The sequence below is a fragment of the Gordonia sp. NPDC057258 genome (assembly GCF_042668985.1).
Taxonomy (GTDB): domain Bacteria; phylum Actinomycetota; class Actinomycetes; order Mycobacteriales; family Mycobacteriaceae; genus Gordonia; species Gordonia hongkongensis.
Genome location: NZ_JBHUXZ010000055.1, coordinates 1 through 19,904 on the forward strand (window position 1 = coordinate 1; position 19,904 = coordinate 19,904).

Below are 19,904 nucleotides of genomic sequence, written 5' to 3' on the forward strand. Positions count from 1 at the left end.
GGATACACGTTATTCTTCACCTGCGAGGTGCCTTTCTTCTTGTGACTATTTGTTTGTGGTGAATCAATAATCACAAGGTAGACAGGCACTTTCGCGTATCACACGCCGAACACCAGCAACATCAGTGAAATATCCAGGCTCAGGGAGCGGGGGTGACGCGCCTCTGCGAGCTCCGGGCGCTCCTGGGGGAGGGGGGTGGTCGTGCGCTCTGCCAGCTCGCGGCGCCCCGATTGTGACCGACAGACTTCAACTCGACTCCTAGACGTCGATCGAAGTCTGCCGGTCGAGTTGAAGTCTGCCGGTCGCCGGCCCAACGCCGTCTGGCTCTTTCGGGTTAGAGGGAGCGGGGGCTGACGCGCCCTCCGCAAGCCCCGGGCGTTCCTCGGGGGCCGGGCGGGCCAGTGGGTCTGTGGTTCTCCCGAACATGCGTCGCCCGGTCACCCCGGGACGGCAGTGGCGAGTGGAATCACTGTGGAGTTGTCAAGGAACACATGCAGTCCCGGGCATGAGTCGGGTGCGGAAGGTGCTGCGCGAAAGGGTGCGGTCGGGGTGTCGGTCAGGTGGCTGTTCAGGCGGCCTCGTCGAGTCGCATGGTGCGGCGGTTGTAGGCGGGTAGCGGTCGGCGCTGTGGGTCGATGGTCGCGGGTGGGACGAGCCAGGGGTGTCGGTCGAAACCCATGACGATGTCCCAGCCGTGGTGGTGGACCTGTGTGTGGCAGCGCTGGCAGAGTAGGCAGCCGTTGTCGAGGTCGGTGGGTCCGCCGTCGGCCCAGTGTTCGATATGATGCACCTGCGTATGGGACGGCGGCGCACCACATTTGATGCAGCAGGCGTCGCGGACGATGACCGCCTTGCGTAAGTGTGCCGGATACAACCGACGGGTGTGACCCATCTGCAGCGGTACGCCCTCACGGTCGAGGATGATCTCGGTCAGGGATCCGTCGCAGGAGACCTGTTTCGCGGTGGCATGGCTGACCGATCCGGTCCACGGCAGCGTCGCCAGGTCTCCGGTCGCGGGGATCGTCAGCATCAGTTGCGTGCGTGGGGAACCAACGGTATCGAGGGTAGCGCCGATCGCGGCTTGGTCGAGGATCAGTTCGAAGGCGTCGGCGCGGCGTTGCTCGGCGGTACGCCGGTCCTCGGCGCCGTCGGGTTCGGGCCGTGGGCAGGATCGTTCGTCGATCATGGCCAAGAACTTCTCGCCCACCACCTGGGTGAGATCGGCGCGCACCTCGACGCGGCCGTCGTCGGTGGTGTGCGCGTTGACCGAGTTCAGCGATGGGTCGTCAGCCGAGGGGGCACCGGTGTCGGAAGCGTCGGCAAGGTTGTTGGCGATCGCGCGAGCATGCTTGAGTACTTGCGTCGGGGTCGCGCCGGACAGCGCTTGTGCGATAAGTTCGCTTTCGTATTGGGAGCGATCGTCGTCGGAAATACCTTCGGCGCAGCACTTCTCGATCTGGTTCATGCCGCGAACGATGGCGTCGACCAGCTCGCTGGACAGTCGCCCGTCGGCGGCATGACGAGACAGCGCCGGCAACCCCGGCAGGGCATCGACACTTCGCATGGTGCGGTGGGCGGCGGCCGGGGCGTGGCCTGAATCGATCAGTAACTTCTTGGTGGTGCTGCCGGCTTTCTGTGCGACGCCGAGGTCGTCGAGTTGTGCTGCGTGCGCGACGATCTGGTGGTCGACGGTGTTGCGGATCAGGCGCAACGTGTCGAGGGCGTCGAATGTTGCTCTGCCTGTTGGGTCGTCGGAGGGTGCGGTGGTCTCGATGAGTTGATCGAGGAGAGTGGCTAGCTCTGGCATGACTCCAAGGTACCGGAACATGCGTGGCTCTTCTGACCCTGAAGTGGGCTACTTTTAGCGAGCCTAATGCACGCAACGCCCAGTCTCGCTTAGGTTTTGACTTGCGAAGAAAAAGACCTAGAGGAGTGGGCGTTGCGCACTGTCAGAGTACTGCAGAAGTTGCTTGGAATCGAGCGTGCCCGTGTCGTGGGTGTCAGGTTCGATGAGGATGATCGCGGGCACGTCATGGTGGCGACACTAGAACTGCACAAGAACGCACGATCACGGTGTCCGCAGTGCAAGAAGCGCTGCCCGGGTTACGATCAGCCGCCGGCACCGCGGTTGTGGCGGCATCTGGATATGGGCGGCTGGCGGTGTTTCCTCGAGCTGCCCGCGACGCGTGTGCGGTGCCCTCGCCATGGTGTGAAGACTGAGTTGGTTCCGTGGGCACGTCCGGAAGTGAAGATGACCAGGGCGTTTGACGACACCGTCGCGTGGATGTGTGCGCACGCCCCGATGACCGCGGTGAGCGCCTACCTGCGGGTCTCCTGGCGGACGGTGTCTCGTATCGTCGAGCGTGTGGTCGACGATCATGTCGGACTCACCAAACGCTTGAACGGGTTGCGGCGCATCGGTATCGATGAGATCGCCTATCGCAAGGGCCGCCGGTACTTGGTCGTCGTGGTCAACCATGACACAGGGCAACTGGTGTGGGCTGGTGAGGGCGCCAAGAAGGCGACCATCGAGCGGTTCTTCGATGAACTGGGTGATGTGCGAGCCGGCGAGATCACCCACATCAGTGCTGATGGCGCCGAGTACATCGGTGCGGTCCTCGCCGAGCGGGCGCCGGGAGCGTACTGGTGTATGGACCCATTTCATGTGCTGCAGTGGGTCAATCAGGCGCTGGATCGATGCCGGTCTCGGGTGATGAGCCGGATAGCTGGCTTGTCAAAGGTGGAACGCGGCCGATTGAGGTGGGCGTTGTTGAAGAATCCTGACAACCTCACCGAGAGTCAAGAGCGGCTGCAGTCCATCGTGGTCGCCGATGCCAACAGTGTGCTGGCCCGTGCGTATCAGATGAAAGAAGAAATAAGGCACATACTTTCAGGTGCGTACTCCTCATGTTGGGCGCCGTTGCGGCGCTGGTTGAGGAAGGCAGAGGCCTGCGATATACCCGAGATTCGCACCTTGGCGCCGAGTATCCGTAAACGAGAGGTGCAAATCTACAACGCGGTCACGTGTCAGATGAGCAACGCTCGAGTCGAGGCGACGAACTGCCATCTGCGGTCATTGACAAAGCGGTCATACGGATTTCACACTCCCGATGCTTTGATCGCGATGGCCAACCTCACCAGGGGCGGCGCATGCCCGGAACTCCCACATCGAAACTGACCGAAAACCGCCCACTTTCAGGTCAGGAGATCCACATGCGTTCGATTACGAGGAGTTTCCACAGGCCCGAGACACGAATTCATCGACTGTGCAGTGTTTTTCGTCGACTGTGCGTCGATTGTCGTTGACTGCGCAACCCCGTCGACCGAGGTGCACTCCAGTCACATCCGTGTCCGTTCGGGGGAAATGTGTTGTGTCCTCAGTGGAGCGGGGGTCTGAGAACTCTCCCGGGCCGCATCCGCAACCCGCCGTGGCTGGGGCGCTGCGTCCGTCGGGGTCACTCAGCGGCGTCGGGGTGACTCAGCGGCGTCGGGTTACCGAGTGGCTTCGACTCGGCGCCTCGACCTCGACGCGCTCCTTCGTCGCTTGCTCGGCCCGGCGGCTTCGCTCGGGGCCGGCTCAACGAGCGGGGGGGGGTGAGCGCGGGCTCGTGAACGGCAGCGTCGACAGAGCGACTCCCAGGAGTCGCACACCGCTCTCCTCGGAACGTGCGCACTCGCCGACCGCGGAGCCGAAACCCACCTACGCTGAACCCATGGATGCAACCTTCGACGTCGTCGTGATCGGTGGCGGTCCGGTGGGCGAGAATGTCGCCGACTATGCGATACGGGGCAGCGATCGAACTGCTGTCGTCATCGAGCACGAGCTCATGGGGGGTGAGTGCTCGTACTGGGCATGCATGCCGAGCAAGGCGTTGTTGGGTCCGGGGTCCGCGCTCGAGGAAGCCCGTGCCCTGGCGGGTGCGCGTGAACGGGTGAGCGGCGATCGTCCGGACGCCGACGCCCTCCTGGCGTGGCGCGACACAGTGAACGACCGACGGGACGGGCCCGGGGCGACCCACGACGACTCCGGGCAGGTGAAATGGGCCGAAGGTGCCGGGATGACGGTGATCCGCGGGCATGGGCGGTTGTCGGGTGAGCGGCAGGTGACCGTCGGCGACACGGTGGTGACGGCGCGTGAGGCGGTCGTGGTGGCGACGGGGAGCACGGCGTCGATCCCGCCGACACCCGGTCTGGCCGAGGCGCACCCGTGGACCTCCCGGGACGCGACGAATCTCGTCGAGGTGCCGGATCGGATCCTCGTCGTCGGCGGTGGCGTCGTGGCGTGCGAAGCGGTGACCTGGTTGCTCGACCTCGGTGCGGAGGTCGTCATGGCCATCCGCGGTGACCGGTTGCTGCCTAAGATGGAGTCGTTCGTCTCAGAGCGGATCGCGGACTCGCTGACTGCCCGCGGCGTGGACATCCGGTTCGGGACGACGATCGAGTCGGTCGACCGGCCCGGCGCCGCCGACACCGGCTACGGACGCATCCACGGCGGCCCCGCCACCATCCGGCTCGACGGTGACGGCGCAGGCGAGCTCGTCGTCGACGAGATCCTGGTGGCGGCGGGACGCTCGCCCGCGACGCGGGATCTCGGTCTGGAGTCGGTGGGACTCGAGGCGGGCGGCCCGTTGCGCGCCGATGACCATCTGACGGTGGCCGACCACCCGTGGCTGTACGCGGTGGGAGATGTCAACGGCCGTAATGCGTTGACACACATGGGTAAGTATCAGGCGCGGGTGGCCGGGGACGTGATCGCCGCACGTGCCGAGAACCGGGACCTCGACGGTCCGCGGTACGTCGCGAGCTCCGACCACGGTGCCGTACCGCAGGTGGTGTTCACCCGGCCCGAGATCGCATCTGTCGGGCTGACCGCGAAGCAGGCGAAGGACGCAGGCATCGACGTACGGATCGCCGACGGGGACATCTCCGTGGCGGGGTCCTACCTGACCGATCCCGAGTACTCGGGTCACGCCTGTCTCGTCGTCGATGCGAGCCGCGACATCCTCGTCGGTGCGACCTTCGTGGGGCCGCAGACCGCGGAACTCGTCCATTCGGCGACGGTGGCCATCGTCGGCGAGGTCCCGCTCTCGCGGCTGTGGCATGCGGTTCCGTCGTATCCGACCATCAGCGAGGTGTGGTTGCGGTTGCTCGATCAGCTGCGATGAGCCGCGGCCGAGTCGAAGGCCCCGCTCAGAAGCTCAGTCGCCGGATCTTGTCCGGCCGGATGACGATCCGCACCCAGTCGTCGGCGAGGATCTCCGCGAGATCCTGTGCGCGGGTGGGGTCGTCGAGGTCCCAGTAGCGGTCGGCGAGTCGTGCTGCGAGTTCGCGTGCGGCTGGACCGTCGGTCTCGATGCGCGTGGGGCCGGAAACGGAGATCCAGCGCTCGCGTTCCTCGACCGGGGTGGCGACCACGATCGAGGCGCGCGGATCGGCGGCCAGACGACGCACCTTCAGCGAATCGGGACCGGTGAAGAGCTGGATCTCGCCGTCCGCGGTCGCCTCGAACCACACCGGCCGAGGCTGCGGCGGCGTCGGGCCGGTCGCCGTCGAGAAGAAGCCGAGGAGTGGGCGGCTGAGAAAGTCCAGATCGTCGGCGGTCAAGGTGTCGGACGAAGGCGCGGCGATGTCACTCATGGTGGGTACAACCCGAGCGCCCACCGAACATTCCTCAGGCCGCGAGTGGTCTGACCACTTGACCACCAGTCCTCCGGGTTCTACGGTCGGTGCATGCCGTTCGAGCCCGTGTCCCAGCAGAGCGCCCCCGAGATCGTGTTCGACCAGATCGTCGAGGGCGTGCTGTCGGGTGACCTACCGGCCGGCGAGGCCCTTCCAAGCGAACGGGAATTGACCCGCATCCTCGGCGTCTCGCGGCCCACCGTGCGGGAAGCGTTGAAGCGGGTGGCGGCGGCCGGTCTGGTCTCCATTCGGCAGGGCGACGGCGCACGGGTCCAGGACATAGCGCGGACGGGTGGTCTCGATCTGTTGCCGCGACTCCTGATCCGGGGCGGCGCGCTCGTGCCCAGTGTCGCTCGCTCGATCGTCGAGGCACGTGCCGCGATCGGCCCGGGCGTCGCCGGGCTGGCGGCGAGGCGGGTGACCGACGACCAGATCGCCAGGCTGACAGCGCTGCTCGCCGATCTCGCCGCCGAACCGGACCCGGTCGGACAGCAGGTCGCGGCACTCGAGTTCTGGAGCGCGATCGTCGACGCGGCCGACTCGATCGCATTCCGTCTCATGTACAACTCGCTCCGCGCCGCGTACGAACCGGCGCTTCCCGCGCTCGCGTCGATGCTGGAGCCGGAGGTCGGCAACATCGACGGCTATCGCGCGCTCGTCGACGCGATCACGTCTCGCGAACCCGGCCGCGCCGAGGCCGCTGCCCGTGAACTGCTCGCGCCCGCGACCGCGGCATTGCTCGAACTCTGTCAGGCACTCGAGGGTGCGGAGTCTGACATCGGAGAGGGGAACTGAATGTCTGCCGAGAGCATCGACGCCGACCACATCGACCACAGAGCGCGCCGGCAGGTGGCGGCGGAGGAACGGCGAATGCGATCACGGCGGTCGACGACCCTGCGTGCCGCATTCGCCGAGTTCCTCCGGCACCCGTCGCCCTGGATGATCGCCGCGTTCCTGGTGACCTCGTCGGCGGCGCGAATTTGGCTGGGCGGGTGGGGGATCGCCGATCTGGTCGTCCCGGTCGTGATGATCGCGAGCTTCCCGCTGGCCGAATGGCTGATCCACGTCGTCGTGTTGCACTGGCGGCCGAAGCGCCTGGGACCGGTCACCATCGATCCGCTGGTGGCGCGTAAGCATCGCGAGCACCACTCGGACCCGCGGAACATCCCCCTGGTGTTCATCCCGTGGCAGGTGCTGGTCACGGTCGTCCTCGCGGCCGTCGCGGTGGGGCTCCTCGTCTTCGCCAGTGCCGAGCGCGGTCTCACGTTCATGGCGACGCTCGCGGCGATCGGACTGGTCTATGAATGGACGCACTATCTGATCCACTCCGACTACCGGCCGCGCCGCGCCTACTATCGCCGGCTGTGGCGCAACCATCGATTCCATCACTACCGCAACGAGCACTATTGGTTCGCGGTCACCACCGCGGGCACCGCGGACCGGTTGCTGCACACCTATCCCGATCCCGACACGGTCGAGAAGTCACCCACCGCAAAGGATCTGCACGCGCTGTCGCAGCCGGGGACTGACCGGCGAACCACATGACGGTGCGGTTCGTCCCGGTAATCGGGACAAACCGCAACGCGATCCGGAATACTCGCCCGCATGCGGGTATTCGTCACCGGCGGTACGGGGGCCATCGGGGGATACGCGGTGCCCGCAATGGTCGCCGCGGGACACGACGTGCGTGCGCTGGCGCGCTCGGATGCCGCCGCTTCCGCGCTGCGTGCCCACGGCGCCGCCCCGATTCGGGTGTCGCTGTTCGATCGACACGGACTCGCCGAACACTTCGACGGCTGCGGCGCGGTCGTCAATCTCGCGTCCTCCCTTCCGGGGACCGCATCGTTCGTCCGAAAGTCGGCCTGGGCGGACTGCCAGCGCATACGGCGGGAGGGCTCGGCCGCGGTGGTCGACGCCGCACTCGCCACCGGCGTGCCGCGGGTGGTGCAGGAATCGGTCGCCATGGTGTACACCGACGCCGGTGACCGGTGGATCGACGAGGAGTCGCCGGTCGACCACTATCCGATCGCGGTGGGCAACCACGCGGCCGAGGCCTCGGCCCGCCGGTTCACCGATTCGGGTGGGGTCGGCGTGGTGCTCCGGTTCGGGTTGTTCTACGGCGTCGGCGCCGCCCACAGCGAGCAGCTCATGGCGCTCGCCCGACGACGGATCGGTTTCCGGGCCGGCCGACCCGGCGCCTACGTCTCCTCGATCCACCTCGCCGATGCCGCCGGCGCCGTGGTGTCCGCACTCGAAATCGGTTCCGGCACCTACAACATCGTCGACGACCTACCGGTCACCAAGATGCACCACACGGCCGCCCTGGCGGGTGCGGTCGGCAAGCACCCGTACGTGACCGGGCCGCCCTCCTGCTCGGCGAACGCACCACGTCGCTGACACGTTCGCTTCGGGTGTCCAACAGGCGGTTTCGGTCAGCCACCGACTGGCGACCACGCTACGCCTCGGTGTGGGAGGGGTACGCGCAGATGGCACGTCAGCTCGACGCCGGGTCTGATCGGCGTCGACCTGCGGTGTAGTTCCCGGGTTGCCGGCGTGACCGGCTGGCGTCGCGCGCCGGGTCACAGGTGGGAGGAGAGCAGCACGATCGCGGCGTGGCGCCGGATGAACTGCCACGGGGACGCCAGGGCGTCGGAAGCGGTGCGCAGGTCCTCGTGGGCGATGTCGTGTATGCGTGTGGGCGTCAACGAGGCGAGCATGAGGTCGTCGAGAACCGGACGGGCGGCGAGGATCTCGGCCAGCAGTCGATAGTCGAGCGGCGTTCGCCGGTGCTCGGCCAGGAAAGGAGCGCTGAGGGCCTGGGCGGCCATGTCGTCGGGGAGGCCCGCCACGAGGTGCGTGGCTCGATGGACGTGGCCGAGCATGCACAGTACTGTGGCCGCCTTCGCCACGTCGACGGGCCGATTGCCTGCCCGTTCGACGGTGTCCGCCAACCGGTCCGCGACCTGGGAATCGGTGATCCCGGTGTCGATGAGGACGTCATACAGGCGGTCGACCCGATGCGAGTTCGATGGATCGAGCGGGGTGCTGCGCAGCTCGTCCACCACGCGCTGCGCGGCAATCGGGCCCTGCGCGGCCAGGAGTCGGCGAGCGACCGGGCGCAGTTCGCCGTCGGTGTCGGTGTCGGAGGTCAGGATCTCGACCAGCGCATCGATTCGGTCGGGCTCGGACAGACGGTCGAGGCGGGCTTCGATGGCCGAGGTCCGGTGGAGCTCGGGAAAGAGCCGTCGCAGAACCTCGTCGTCGACCGATGCCCGGATCGCGGCCTCTCGGCACTCGGGATCGTGGACGAGTACGACGAAGTCGTCGTCGAGGTGGGCCGACCCGGGAAGCGTCGCCGTCGCGCGACGGCAGGCGTTGCCGAGACTCCGATGAAATTGCGCGGCAACGACATTCCACGGATGGCCGTGCCGACCCACGGACGCGGTGAGCCGCTCTGCCCACAGATCCCCGGTCGGGGGCGCGTCGACGAGCCGGTCCCAGTCGTCGACGTCCCGCTTGCGGAGGTCGCCGCGCTCGGTGGCCGGGGAGCCCTGGGGCTGCCACGCCACCCGGATCGACGGCCACAGGAAGAGCATGTCCCGAGCGTGGACATCGATCAGGGCGGCAGCGTAGACGGTGTTCGCCGGATGCTGCTCGGCGGCTTCGGCGACCGCGAGTTCGATGCAGCGGATCAGGTGATCTTCGAGTGAGCACCAGTCGATGTCCATCAGCGGTCCCAGATCTCGGCGCGGGCGCCGGTGTACGCCATCACCGGGATCTCGAGCGTCGCCGGTGCGCGTGGTCGACGGTCCGTCGGGTCATCCGAGCGCGATGCCGAGATGTCCGGCCATCACCCGGACCATGTGCTGCACCCCGATCTCGTTGCGCCCGATGACCATGTGTTCGTGCTGGCCGCGTCGCACACCTTCGCCGCACTGTGGCAGCATCGCGAAATCCTCGTCGCGGACCGCCGCGTGTACCTGGGCGAAGATGCCGGCATACATCTCGGTCTGTTCCGGAGTGTCGGCCGGGTACTTGGCCATCCAGCTGTGGCGCACGGTGCAGCGGGTCGCCGAACCGGCAGGGAGGATGTCGATGACCTCGACCCCCACCGGACTGTTGGCGAGGATGAGATTCGGGTAGATCCAATAGATGAGGCCCATGTAGGCGCTCGGATCGTCCCAGGTGGCGTCGGGCTCTTTGTCCGCGAGGTCGCGAATCCAGTTGAACGGGAACCCGATCCGATGGTGTGGCCCGTACTCGTCGTAGACGTGCGTGTTCGCGATCGTGTTCTGACCGATCACGCTGTTGCCGTGGACGAACGGGAAGTGGTAACCCTCGGCGAAAGCCTCCAGGGCGCCTTTCCAGCTCACCGTCGATTCGAGATGTCGCTCGTCGTGGTACTGGAAGTCCTGATACCTCCAACGGGCGAGCTCGTCGTCGAAACTGCCCAGGTGGGCGTCCAGGTCGAGCGGCGCATCGGCGGTGAGGACGGCCCAGATGAATCCGTGCCGTTCCTCGCTCGGCAGTTCGACCAGTCCGTAGTCGGAGCGGTCGAGATCGTCGAATCCGGCTTTGCCGGGGACCCCGCGGAGTTTGCCGGTGTTGTCATAGACCCACGCGTGATACGGACACGTGAAGCGTCGGGCGTTGCCCGCGCCACAGGCCGGCATCGCACCGCGATGACGGCAGTAGTTCAGGAAGACGTGGGTCTGCCCGTCTCGATCACGGGTGATGAGCAACGAGTCGTCGAGCACCGTCCGTACGACGTAGTCATCGTTGTTCGGGATCTGCGCCGAGGCCAGCAGCGCCAGCGGCGTCTCGCGCAGCAGTCGAGTCTGTTCGAGTTCGGCGAGTTTGTCGTCGCGGTAGTAGTCCAGCGGTACGCGGAGAGTCGACTCGGCCATGTCGGTGCTGCTGGACATCGCGAGATCCAGTGCTCGACGAGTGAGATCGGCACCGTACGAGCCGGTCGAGGGAGTGGTTTCGGGGATGTCGATCGTCACGGGGGCTGTCCTTTCGGGTCCGTTCAGTCGGCTGGGGCCTGACAATACATGAAACACGTTCTATGTCCAGCCGTGTTGCGACGTCCGGCCCGAGGGGAGGGGCTGCGGGGATCCCCGCAGCACGACACAATGTGTGGATGCGCACCCACGGCTGGGCCGGGGCCACCCCTCCGACCGACGATGACGAAGCGAGCAAGCGCATAGTCGTTGCGGCCGGCGAGCTGATGGACGCCGGAGCCGGTGGCGTCAACATCCGTCAGGTCGCTCAGCGGCTCGGGGTGGCCCGTCAGACCGTCTATCGCTACTTCCCGGACACGAAAGCCCTGCTGTCGGCGACGGCGCAGCACGCGACCGACGAATTCCTGGCGGATCTGGCTCGGTCGCTACAAGGGTTGACCGACCCGGCGGATGCGATCGTCGAAGCCATCGCCCTGACCTTCGAACGGCTGCGACAACACCGGCGATTCGGCCTGCTCTTCGCCGAGGCAGAGCACGGCCGTTTCACTGCCGAGGTCACGTCACCCCAGGCGATCGCGATGGGTCGGGTGATCGTCGAACATCTCGATGTCGACTGGGCTGCCCACGGGTGGGTCGAGGACGACATGGATGAGCTCGTCGAGGTGATGTTGCGGTTCGTCCAGTCACTGCTCGTGGATCCGCGCGAACTCACACGCACCCCGGTTGAATTGCGGGAATTCCTGCACCGCTGGATAGGTGTGGCCATCGCGGCCAAGAGCATCAACCCCTGACGGCGCCGACGCCTCGCCGCACGGTTGGGCCACGCGCCGACGGTGATCGGTGGCGGCCAGAGCTCTACCCACCCAGCCCGGCGGCCATCGACCACACCAGCACCTCGGCGTCGGAGTCGTCGCCGGCGCGGATCTGGTACGACGCGGAGTCGATGCCTCGGAGGGCGTCACCCGGGCCCAGAACGCCGATCTCCCGGACGCCGACCCCGTCGACCTCGACCTGTCCGTCCACGACGAACAGGTGGGTGAACCGGGAAGCGGGTACCTCGACGGTCTCGCCGGGGCGGAGTCGCGCCGCGAACAGGGTGGCGCCCGAGTTGGCGACGGAGACCGCGGCGTCGACATCGGCGACGCCCGACGCGATCGGTACGAGTCCGCCCGCGGCGAGTCGGTCGCGGACATCGGCCTGCGCGTACGACGGCGCGAGGCCGTGGCGGTCGGGCATGAGCCACATCTGGACGTAGCGGACGGGCTCGGTGCCGGCGTCGGGCAGGTCGGGCCATGAGTCGTTGCGCTCGGAGTGTTCGACGCCGGTGCCCGCGCTCATCCGCTGTACCAGGCCGGGGTAGAGGACACCGGAGTGCCCGGCCGAGTCGCGGTGGACCAGCGTCCCCGCGACCACCCATGTCACGATCTCGCTCTCCTGATGGGTGTGGAGATCGAAGCCCGCGCCGGGTGCGACGACCTCATCGTTGACGGCGAGCAGCGCGCCGAAGTGCGTGTTCGACGGGTCGTAGTGGTCGCCGAAGGAGAAGCAGTGCCGTGAGGTCAGCCAGTCGGTGGCGGTGACCGGACGATCGTCGCCACGGAAGACGGTGAAAACCATGCGCCCATTGTCGCAGTGCGGCAAGGTGAGGGCGGTCGGGGACGGCCGGGTCCGGGATCTGTCGACGTCGGTCCCCGGACGGCGATCGCGCACGCCGCGGAGTGTCAAAAGTCCCGTGGGCGAGATGAGTTCGTGACCGGCTTGATCCCCGAATGGAAGCTGGCGGCGTCGATTTCGAGTGTTACACGAGTGAAAATTGTCGTCATGAAGATCTGGGTCAAGCGCGCGACGACAGCCGCTTGTGCCGCGGTCACGTGCGCGGTCATGGTGAGTTCCTGCGGGTTCGCCGGTTCGACCGACACGGGCGCCGCTGCCGCCATCGACGCATTCGCCGACGCCCTCAGCCGCCAGGACGCCGGCGGGGCCGCCACGTTCACCACCGCACCGGGACAAGCCGGTGACAGTCTCACCACCACTCTGAGACAGATGGGTGCCCAACGCGTCGACGTCGACGTCGACAACCCCGTCGAATACAGCGACGGGACGGCGACCTTCTCGGTCACCACCACCTGGAACTGGGACAAGGGCCGCGTGTACGAGTCGACCAGCGGCGGTACCGCGCGCAAGCTGTCGTCGGGTTGGAAGGTGACCTGGGACCCCGCGATCCTGCACGCCGGCCTCACCGCCGGCGGCACCCTGCGCGAGATCCGCACCGACGCGAAGCCGGCCCCGACCGTCCGCAGCCGAACCGGCCGGGTCTTCATGTACGCCCAGCCGGTCAACGAGATCGTGCTCGATCCCACCCGAACCCCGGACCTCAACGCCTCGGTGCGGGCGCTGGCCCGGGTGATCGCGCCCATCGCGCCGCTGATCACCGGGCAGGTCATCCGAGAGAAGCTCGACGCCACGCCGGGCCGGGCCATCACCGCGGTCGGTCTGCGTGACTCCGACATGGAGGTGCTCGCCGGCGACCCGCGTCGGGTCCCCGGTGTCGTGGTCAACCGATCCGATCAATTGGTGATGGCGGACCGGCGCCTGTCCTCCCCCCTCGAGGACGGGCTGACCAATTACTGGCAGGCCATCCGCGACGCCACCGCCGGGTGGCAGGTCGAGATGCTCGGTCCGGGTGCCGCGCCCCGCAAGCTGGCCGGCGAGCAGGGTCCTCCCGGACCCGACGTCCCGACCACGATGGACCAGGGCGTCCAGCTGTCCCTGGGCGACGCGGCCGTCGAGGTCGGTCAACCCGCGACGATCATGACCCTCGACGCGCAGACCGGTGCGATCACCGGGATGGCGCAGAACTCGTACGCGATCGAGAGCGGCGTCGACCTCGACCAGCCCTATCCGGTCGGCACCACCCTCAATCCCGTCTTCGACGCGATCGGGCGAGCCGTCGGGTCGGAGCAGCAGCGTGGCGACGAACTGCTCGACCGGCTCGGACTCGGCGTCCAGTTCACGGTGCCCGGTGCGAGCGTTCCGACCGCTGACCGTCCCGGGATCGCGACCATCGACTACCGTCCCGGCTCGAGCATGATGTCGATGACCAACATGGCCGCCTTCGGTGTCGCCATGGCGCGCAGCGCCTCCGGGCAGGCCTCGTCGGTGCCGCCGTTCGTGCTGAAAAACGTGCCGACGAAGATCGCGGGCGGTGAGCTCGGCGGGCTCGATCCGGCCGTCGTCCGGCCGGTGCTGCAGGCGATGACCGCCACTGCCGCCACCGGCGACGCCAGTGACCTCACCCGCGCGCCGGGACTGCGTGCCCTCGTCGGCACCAACGGCCCCGAGGGGCCCGGCTGGTTCGTGGGGCTCCAGGGCGGTCAGGTCGTCGTCATCTACACCGAGGGGCCCAAGTCGGGGACCGCCGCACTCCAGGTCGCGCAGAAGTACTTCACGATCAAGTAGGTCCTCGAACGCTCGCGACTCTCGTCGTCAGGCGGCGGCGCGACGACCGAGGTAGGCGAAGACGGCTCGCCAGCCGAGCAGGAAGAGCGCGAGCACCACGGCTGCGACGATCACGAAGCTCACCGCCACTCCCTGGCTCAGGATGAAGCGCAGGATCATCGCGACGGTCACCGTGCAGAACCAGATGACGAGACCGACCGGGACGACCCGGTCCGGCCGGAAGTCGTGACCGAAGAAGTCGCTCGACCGCACATGCGCGTAGACGTAGGTGACCGACCACCCGGCCGCACAGCCGGCCAGGAACGGCCACAGCGTGTGCAGCACCGACGTCAGCGCATAGCCCTCTTCGTGACTGGCCCGGCCGATGAGGACGAAGACCGTGATCGCCACCGCGTCGAACAGGGCGGCGACGGGACCCGTCGCCGTTCCGCGCGCCGGCGAGGAACCCGTCTCCGCCGTCGCGTCGGAGCCCCGGTCCGTCTTCGAGCTCAACATGGTGGATTACCGTACCGGGTCCGACGGCGGATCGGTGTCGGACATTCGTGCGGAGTCCCCTCGATGCGGGTTGTCGGGTCCGTCCGCGGGCGGGACCCCCGGGTGCGGCGGTTCGACACCATCCGGCGGCGGGATGGGGAGCGCCGGCCCGTCGGGCGTCGTGGGCGACGGGTCGTCGGCCGAGCGTTCGAGGGCGTCGGCGTCCCGCTCGACCTCGTCGATGAACGTGTCGTCGCGCTTGATGCGGTTACGGAACATGAGACCGATGACCACCCAGCCGATGCCCGACACGATCACATAGCTGATCAGCCGGTAGATGAGGACCGCGGTGATGGCGTCGGCGGCGGGCATCCCGGCGCTGGTCAGCGCGGGGACGAGCACCGCGTCGACGACGCCGATGCCGCCCGGCAGCAGGGGGATCGCCGAGCCGACGGCCTTGCCAGCCGCGTAGGCAACCATCAGTCCGGAGATGCTCGGGTGGGCGTCGACCGCCCAGCAGGCGAACATCAGGCACCCGACGTCGGCGACCCAGTTGAACAGGCTCCAGCCGAATGCGACCGAGGTGTCGCGCTTGGTGAGTTGCACCGCCCGGAGCTGTTCGAGGGTCTCGAACAACTTCTCGGTGCCGTGGTCCTCCGGCTTGTTCCGGAGTTGGTTCACCCAACCCAGGACTCGAATCCCGGTGCTCTTCAACGATTCCGGATGACTGGCCAGGTACTGCAGGACCACCGCGACCGCGAGGAACCCGGCAACGGAGAAGACGACCGAGAACGGGCTGGTCTTCGCGCCGGCCAGGAGGGCGCCGCCGAACCCGAGCACCGCGAGACCGATGCCGGCGAGCAGGCCCGACATGACGACCTGCCACGACGCGATGACCGGTGTCGCACCCCACTTGCGGGTTTCCCGATAGGTGAACGCGGGGGCGAGGACCTGGCCGCCCGGCATCGTCTGGCTCAGCGAGTTGGCCGCGAGGATGACCGACAGGGACTTCCACTGCGTGACCCGCAGGCCCGCCGAGCGCAACAGTGCACGCTGGACCTGGGCGAAACTGTCCATCGACAGCATCGCGGCGACGAGACACGCCGCGACCCAGTGCCACTCGATCTCGCCGATGCGCAGCCAGGCGCCTCGCAGTTCGGGCCAGATGAGAACGACTTCGACGGCGAGGATGACCAGGACGACGGTGAGCAGGACCCACCGGACCCACCAGAACCGAGGACGGGTCACCGGGGCTGCCGCGCCCCCCGGCGAGCCAACATCCTCCGACGACATACGTGCCACCCTAGGGTAGGGGGGCCGGTGTCGGTGACCACCCCCGTCGGCGACCTGCGCAATCGGGGGTGTGTACGGCGTCCTGTCACCGAGGCGCAGCACTAGTGTGACTCTCGTGACCGAAGCCGAACGAGCCGACCGGCCGCGCGACGTCCGGGACCTCGCGTCCATCGACCGGGCGAAGGTTCATCCGCAGGTACGCGCGGCGGCGGAGTGGGCGTGGCGGCTACTGCTCCTGGTCGCGGCCGCTTACGTCGCGACCAGGCTGTTCCGGGAGTTCGAGGAAGTCCTCGTGCCGGTCGCCCTCGCCATCCTGATCTCGGCGATGCTGGTTCCCGGGGTCGACGCACTCGACCGGCGCGGTCTGCCGCGTTCGCTGGCGGTGATCGTCAACCTCGTCGTCGCGATCGGGTTGCTCGCCGCCGTCATGACCTTCGTGGTCCGCGAGTTCATCGACGGTGTTCCCGAACTCGCCGAGCAGGTCACCGTGACCGTCGAGAAGACCAGGGAATGGCTCATCAACGGGCCGCTCGGGCTCGATCGCGACCAGGTGCGCAACTTCGGCACCGACACCCTCGACTTCATCCAGCACAACCAGGACCGTGTCACCAGCGGTGCGCTGGCCACCGCCACCACGGCCAGCGAGATCATCACCGGCGCCCTGCTGACGTTGTTCCTGTTGATCTTCTTCCTCTACGGCGGTGGTCAGATCTGGCAGTTCTCGGTCAAGCTCATCCCAGAAACCAATCGGAATCGGGTGTGGGAGGCGGGTATCGCCGGTTTCGGCACACTCGTCGGGTACGTCCGGGCGACCGTCGCGGTGGCCTTCGTCGACGCCTGCGGTATCGGGATCGGACTCGCCATCCTGCAAGTGCCCCTGGCGCTTCCGCTGGCCTCGCTGGTCTTCCTGGGCGCCTTCATCCCGATCGTCGGTGCCCTGGTCACCGGCACGCTGGCGGTGCTCGTCGCCCTGGTGACCCAGGGCTGGATCGCCGCGGTCGTCGCCCTCGCCATCGTCGTCGGTGTCATGCAGCTCGAAAGCCATGTGCTGCAACCGTTCCTGCTCGGTCGGTCGGTGCGCCTGCATCCGGTTGCGGTGGTGCTCGGGATCGCGGCCGGCCTGGTGTCGGCCGGCATCATCGGTGGTCTGCTCGCGGTGCCCCTGATCGCGTTCTTCAACACCGCGATCCGACGCCTGAAGGGGGACTCGACCGAGCCCGTGGACGGGCGCCCGGGGGTCGTCGCCGAGCCGGATTCACCGGCGTGGGACACCGACGACCCCGACGCCGCGGCCGAGACGCTCGCACACGAGGCCCCTGGCACCCCCTCGAAGGCCGGGAACCCAGGATCCGAACGCCCGGCGGATGGTCGCCGGGGCGAGGTCGAGACCGACCGCGGTGGCAGTGACCGGGACGGGGACGGCCGGGGCGCGGGAACGTGACGCGCCGGTGGCCGGGGCTCGAGGTCGGCCCGCCGGACCGGAACGCCGATCCGGATCGTCTGGCACGTGTCGTCGACGACGACCCGGTCGGTCCGCTGTGGCGGGGCGCCCAGATCTTCCGGCTGCTGTCCTATCTGTACGCACTCGGCTTCCACATCGCCGTCAACCCCGACCTCGACCGCGGCGGCGTCGCCTGGGTGCTCTTCGGCCTGCTCTCCGCGTGGACGCTGGTCAGCGGGATCGGCTACTTCGTCGGGTTCGCGCGCAACCGGGTGTGGGTCGGTGCCGAGGTGCTCGTCGTCTGCGCGCTGATGTGGTCGACGTCGTATGTCGCCGGCGCGGAGTGGGCGTGGAACAACCAGACCTGGCCGACGACGCTGTGGGCCACCAACGCGGTCATCTCGGTTGCGATCCTCACCGGCCCGGTCGGGGGGATCGTGTCGGGGCTGATCATCGGCGGCACCAGCACCTTCGTGAAAGGCGAACTGAACCTCGACTTCGGTAGGAATGCCACCATCATCGTCATCGTGGCGACCGGCATGGCGGTCGGGCTCGCGGCTGCGAACGCGCGTCGGGTCCAGGACCAGCTGTCCCGGGCGGCGCGGATCGCCGCGGCTGCCGAGGAACGCGAACGGCTCTCCCGTGAGGTGCACGACGGGGTACTCCAGGTGCTCGCGCTGATCGCGCGTCGCGGACGCGAGATCGGCGGCCCGACAGGTGAACTCGCCACCCTCGCGGCGGAGCAGGAGCGTACGCTGCGTCGGCTGATCTCCGACACGGACGAACCCGTCGCCGCCGATCCCGATGCGCACTGCAGCGTTGATCTCGCCGCCGCCCTGCGCGTCTTCGCCGACGCGCGGGTGTCGGTGAGTGCTCCCGCGGACCCGGTCATGGTGTCGGCGCAAAAGGGCGCGGAGATCCGCGCGGCGGTGGTCAACGCGCTCGACAACGTCGTGAACCACGCCGGTCCCGGTGCGCGCGCGTACATCCTGGTGGAGGATCTGGGGCGGGATGTCGTGGTGAGTGTGCGGGACGACGGGATCGGCATCCCGGACGGCCGGCTCGCCGAGGCGGTTGCGCAGGGACGCGTCGGGGTGTCGAAGTCCATCGTCGGGCGGATCGAATCCCTCGGCGGCACCGCGCGCGTCGACACCGAACCGGGTGCGGGTACGGAATGGGAGTTCACCGTCCCTCGGGACGAGAGCTGAACGGCGAAGGGGAGCATCAAGTATGAGTGCAGGCCGGAGTGACGAGGGGCGGGCGCCGCTGCGGATCATGGTCGTCGACGACCACCCGATCTGGCGAGAGGCGGTGGCCCGCGATCTCGCCGACGAGGGATTCGACGTCGTCGCCACCGCGGACGGCGTGGGCAGTGCCGGTCGACGTGCGGCCGCCGTCACCCCCGATGTGGTCCTGATGGACATGCAGCTGACCGACGGGACCGGTACGGAGGCGACGACGGCGGTCCTGGAGGTCTCGCCGAAGACCCGCATCCTCGTGCTGTCCGCATCGGGTGAGCGCGACGACGTTCTCGAGGCCGTGAAGGCCGGGGCCAGTGGCTATCTCGTCAAATCGTCGTCACGCGAAGAACTGGTGGACGCGGTCCGGGCGACCGCCGACGGCCAGGCGGTCTTCACCCCGGGTCTCGCGGGGCTGGTGCTGGGCGAGTACCGGCGCATGTCCCAGCAACCCGACGCCGCACCGGCCGCGCCCGCGCTCACCGAGCGTGAGACCGAGGTGCTGCGTCTGGTTGCAAAAGGACTGAGCGCCAAGCAGATCGCGCGGCGCCTCGACCTGAGTCACCGGACCGTCGAGAACCACGTCCAGGCCACCCTCCGCAAGCTCCAGCTCGGCAACCGCGTGGAACTGACCCGCTACGTGATCGAACACGGCCTGGACGAGGACTGAGTCCTCGGCCAGGCCGTGTTCGACGGTGGCGGGTGCCGCCGGGTCACTCGCTGACGGCGAGCCCCGAGGTCGTCAGCGAACCGCTCGCGGGCGCGTCTGCCGGTTTGGGTGACTTGACCAGCATCGTGGCCGCGGCACCGATGAGCGCGATCCCGGCGAAGAGATGGAACGCGGTGACCGAGGAGATCCCGGCGCCGATCAGCAGGCCGCCGATCACCGGACCGAAGATGCCGCCGAGTCGACCGAAGCCGGCGCACCAGGCCACGCCGGCAGCGCGTGCTTCGGTCGGGTAGAAGTTCGACACGAAACCGTAGATCAGGACCTGGGTGCCGATGGTGCCGGTACCGGCGACGGCGACCGCGGCCAGCAGCACCGGCAGCGGGAGGGACTGGGTCAGTCCGACGAGTGCGAACGTCGCCAGGCAGAACGACGACGCGACGACCTGCTGCGGTCCCCGGCGGTCGGCGAATCGCGCCGCGATGAGTCCGCCCACGATGGCGCCACCGTTGAGGACCAGCAGGAACGACAGCGAACCCTTCGCGTTGAAGCCGCTTTCCTTCATGATCTGCGGGAGCCAGGTGTTGAGACCATATGGCGTGTCCCCCGTGAACCGGTCCGGGTGGTTCTAGAGTCCTGATTGCCCTGTTGAGGGCGGAGAAGGGACGATAGGGATCATGGCGGGACGG

General features: G+C 67.8%; 16 protein-coding genes and 2 pseudogenes. 10 read left to right on the top strand and 8 right to left on the bottom strand.

What is annotated here, in order from left to right:
* Positions 1-568: 568 nt before the first annotated feature.
* On the bottom strand, positions 569-1,828 hold the full coding sequence (locus ACFUEJ_RS23285; RefSeq protein ID WP_388032250.1) for a DUF222 domain-containing protein: 1,260 nt from the start codon (positions 1,826-1,828) through the stop codon (positions 569-571).
* A gap of 111 nt (positions 1,829-1,939) precedes the next feature.
* Between ACFUEJ_RS23285 and ACFUEJ_RS23290 the strand changes: the two genes are divergently transcribed.
* Both ACFUEJ_RS23290 and ACFUEJ_RS23295 read left to right on the top strand, forming a co-directional pair.
* Positions 1,940-3,178 (top strand): ISL3 family transposase, encoded by a 1,239-nt coding sequence (locus ACFUEJ_RS23290; RefSeq protein WP_226511782.1) that lies wholly within the window; start codon positions 1,940-1,942, stop codon positions 3,176-3,178.
* Between the two features lie 535 nt (positions 3,179-3,713).
* Complete coding sequence (locus ACFUEJ_RS23295; protein ID WP_205333645.1) at positions 3,714-5,165, top strand: NAD(P)/FAD-dependent oxidoreductase; 1,452 nt, start codon at positions 3,714-3,716, stop codon at positions 5,163-5,165.
* A 25-nt stretch (positions 5,166-5,190) separates the two neighbouring features.
* On the opposite strand, the gene ACFUEJ_RS23300 is transcribed toward ACFUEJ_RS23295, so the two are convergent.
* Positions 5,191-5,637 (bottom strand): pyridoxamine 5'-phosphate oxidase family protein, encoded by a 447-nt coding sequence (locus ACFUEJ_RS23300; RefSeq protein WP_205333644.1) that lies wholly within the window; start codon positions 5,635-5,637, stop codon positions 5,191-5,193.
* A gap of 93 nt (positions 5,638-5,730) precedes the next feature.
* Between ACFUEJ_RS23300 and ACFUEJ_RS23305 the strand changes: the two genes are divergently transcribed.
* The 3 genes and pseudogenes from ACFUEJ_RS23305 (at position 5,731) to ACFUEJ_RS23315 (ending at position 8,216) form a co-directional block, all read left to right on the top strand.
* Positions 5,731-6,474, top strand: a complete 744-nt coding sequence (locus ACFUEJ_RS23305; RefSeq protein WP_065630325.1) for a FadR/GntR family transcriptional regulator — start codon at positions 5,731-5,733, stop codon at positions 6,472-6,474.
* A gap of 15 nt (positions 6,475-6,489) precedes the next feature.
* Entirely contained in the window at positions 6,490-7,224 is a 735-nt protein-coding gene (locus ACFUEJ_RS23310; protein WP_205333664.1) for a sterol desaturase family protein, read from the top strand.
* 60 nt (positions 7,225-7,284) lie between these two features.
* Positions 7,285-8,216, top strand: a pseudogene (locus ACFUEJ_RS23315) (NAD-dependent epimerase/dehydratase family protein).
* Between the two features lie 42 nt (positions 8,217-8,258).
* Here the strand turns inward: ACFUEJ_RS23315 and ACFUEJ_RS23320 are convergent.
* Both ACFUEJ_RS23320 and ACFUEJ_RS23325 read right to left on the bottom strand, forming a co-directional pair.
* The gene (locus ACFUEJ_RS23320) at positions 8,259-9,407 is read right to left on the bottom strand and encodes a hypothetical protein (RefSeq protein ID WP_205333643.1); all 1,149 of its coding nucleotides are present in this window, start codon (positions 9,405-9,407) and stop codon (positions 8,259-8,261) included.
* A 90-nt stretch (positions 9,408-9,497) separates the two neighbouring features.
* Positions 9,498-10,679 (bottom strand): aromatic ring-hydroxylating dioxygenase subunit alpha, encoded by a 1,182-nt coding sequence (locus tag ACFUEJ_RS23325; RefSeq protein ID WP_280361836.1) that lies wholly within the window; start codon positions 10,677-10,679, stop codon positions 9,498-9,500.
* 143 nt (positions 10,680-10,822) lie between these two features.
* Here ACFUEJ_RS23325 and ACFUEJ_RS23330 point away from each other — a divergent pair, with 143 nt between their 5' ends.
* A complete protein-coding gene (locus ACFUEJ_RS23330; RefSeq protein WP_205333642.1) occupies positions 10,823-11,434 on the top strand; it encodes a TetR/AcrR family transcriptional regulator in 612 nt (203 codons plus the stop codon).
* 64 nt (positions 11,435-11,498) lie between these two features.
* Here the strand turns inward: ACFUEJ_RS23330 and ACFUEJ_RS23335 are convergent, their stop codons facing one another.
* Positions 11,499-12,260 (bottom strand): pirin-like bicupin family protein, encoded by a 762-nt coding sequence (locus ACFUEJ_RS23335; protein ID WP_205333641.1) that lies wholly within the window; start codon positions 12,258-12,260, stop codon positions 11,499-11,501.
* Positions 12,261-12,464: 204 nt separating this feature from the next.
* On the opposite strand from ACFUEJ_RS23335, the gene ACFUEJ_RS23340 reads away from it, so the two are divergent.
* Complete coding sequence (locus ACFUEJ_RS23340; RefSeq protein WP_205333640.1) at positions 12,465-14,102, top strand: NTF2-like N-terminal transpeptidase domain-containing protein; 1,638 nt, start codon at positions 12,465-12,467, stop codon at positions 14,100-14,102.
* Between the two features lie 27 nt (positions 14,103-14,129).
* Here ACFUEJ_RS23340 and ACFUEJ_RS23345 read toward each other — a convergent pair whose 3' ends face one another.
* The gene (locus ACFUEJ_RS23345; protein WP_205333639.1) at positions 14,130-14,597 is read right to left on the bottom strand and encodes a DUF3054 domain-containing protein; all 468 of its coding nucleotides are present in this window, start codon (positions 14,595-14,597) and stop codon (positions 14,130-14,132) included.
* Positions 14,598-14,603: 6 nt separating this feature from the next.
* Positions 14,604-15,869 carry a YbhN family protein gene (locus ACFUEJ_RS23350; protein ID WP_240198749.1) on the bottom strand — a complete coding sequence of 422 codons (1,266 nt, stop codon included), beginning with the start codon at positions 15,867-15,869 and terminating at the stop codon, positions 14,604-14,606.
* A 115-nt stretch (positions 15,870-15,984) separates the two neighbouring features.
* Here ACFUEJ_RS23350 and ACFUEJ_RS23355 point away from each other — a divergent pair, with 115 nt between their 5' ends.
* Genes ACFUEJ_RS23355 through ACFUEJ_RS23365 form a run of 3 tightly spaced genes read left to right on the top strand, consistent with a single transcriptional unit; the run spans position 15,985 to position 19,218 of the window.
* Positions 15,985-17,310: an AI-2E family transporter gene (locus ACFUEJ_RS23355; RefSeq protein WP_165629439.1), complete on the top strand. Its 1,326-nt coding sequence runs from the start codon at positions 15,985-15,987 to the stop codon at positions 17,308-17,310.
* The gene (macS, locus tag ACFUEJ_RS23360; protein ID WP_205333638.1) at positions 17,307-18,518 is read left to right on the top strand and encodes a MacS family sensor histidine kinase; all 1,212 of its coding nucleotides are present in this window, start codon (positions 17,307-17,309) and stop codon (positions 18,516-18,518) included. Before ACFUEJ_RS23355 ends, macS begins: the two co-directional genes overlap by 4 nt.
* Before the next feature lie 22 nt (positions 18,519-18,540).
* A complete protein-coding gene (locus ACFUEJ_RS23365) occupies positions 18,541-19,218 on the top strand; it encodes a response regulator transcription factor (protein WP_058252243.1) in 678 nt (225 codons plus the stop codon).
* Between the two features lie 43 nt (positions 19,219-19,261).
* Here the strand turns inward: ACFUEJ_RS23365 and ACFUEJ_RS23370 are convergent.
* Positions 19,262-19,810, bottom strand: a pseudogene (locus ACFUEJ_RS23370) (MFS transporter); the annotation flags it as partial.
* Positions 19,811-19,904 lie beyond the last annotated feature (94 nt).

Bases quoted from the DNA above. Each gene is read 5' to 3' on its own strand.
- ACFUEJ_RS23300 (WP_205333644.1), bottom strand. From the start codon at position 5,637: ATGAGTGACATCGCCGCGCCTTCGTCCGACACCTTGACCGCCGACGAT.
- ACFUEJ_RS23330 (WP_205333642.1), top strand. From the start codon at position 10,823: ATGCGCACCCACGGCTGGGCCGGGGCCACCCCTCCGACCGACGATGAC.
- ACFUEJ_RS23365 (WP_058252243.1), top strand. From the start codon at position 18,541: ATGAGTGCAGGCCGGAGTGACGAGGGGCGGGCGCCGCTGCGGATCATG.
- ACFUEJ_RS23320 (WP_205333643.1), bottom strand. From the start codon at position 9,407: ATGGACATCGACTGGTGCTCACTCGAAGATCACCTGATCCGCTGCATC.
- ACFUEJ_RS23285 (WP_388032250.1), bottom strand. From the start codon at position 1,828: ATGTTCCGGTACCTTGGAGTCATGCCAGAGCTAGCCACTCTCCTCGAT.
- ACFUEJ_RS23345 (WP_205333639.1), bottom strand. From the start codon at position 14,597: ATGTTGAGCTCGAAGACGGACCGGGGCTCCGACGCGACGGCGGAGACG.
- ACFUEJ_RS23335 (WP_205333641.1), bottom strand. From the start codon at position 12,260: ATGGTTTTCACCGTCTTCCGTGGCGACGATCGTCCGGTCACCGCCACC.
- ACFUEJ_RS23350 (WP_240198749.1), bottom strand. From the start codon at position 15,869: ATGTCGTCGGAGGATGTTGGCTCGCCGGGGGGCGCGGCAGCCCCGGTG.
- ACFUEJ_RS23305 (WP_065630325.1), top strand. From the start codon at position 5,731: ATGCCGTTCGAGCCCGTGTCCCAGCAGAGCGCCCCCGAGATCGTGTTC.
- ACFUEJ_RS23340 (WP_205333640.1), top strand. From the start codon at position 12,465: ATGAAGATCTGGGTCAAGCGCGCGACGACAGCCGCTTGTGCCGCGGTC.
- ACFUEJ_RS23295 (WP_205333645.1), top strand. From the start codon at position 3,714: ATGGATGCAACCTTCGACGTCGTCGTGATCGGTGGCGGTCCGGTGGGC.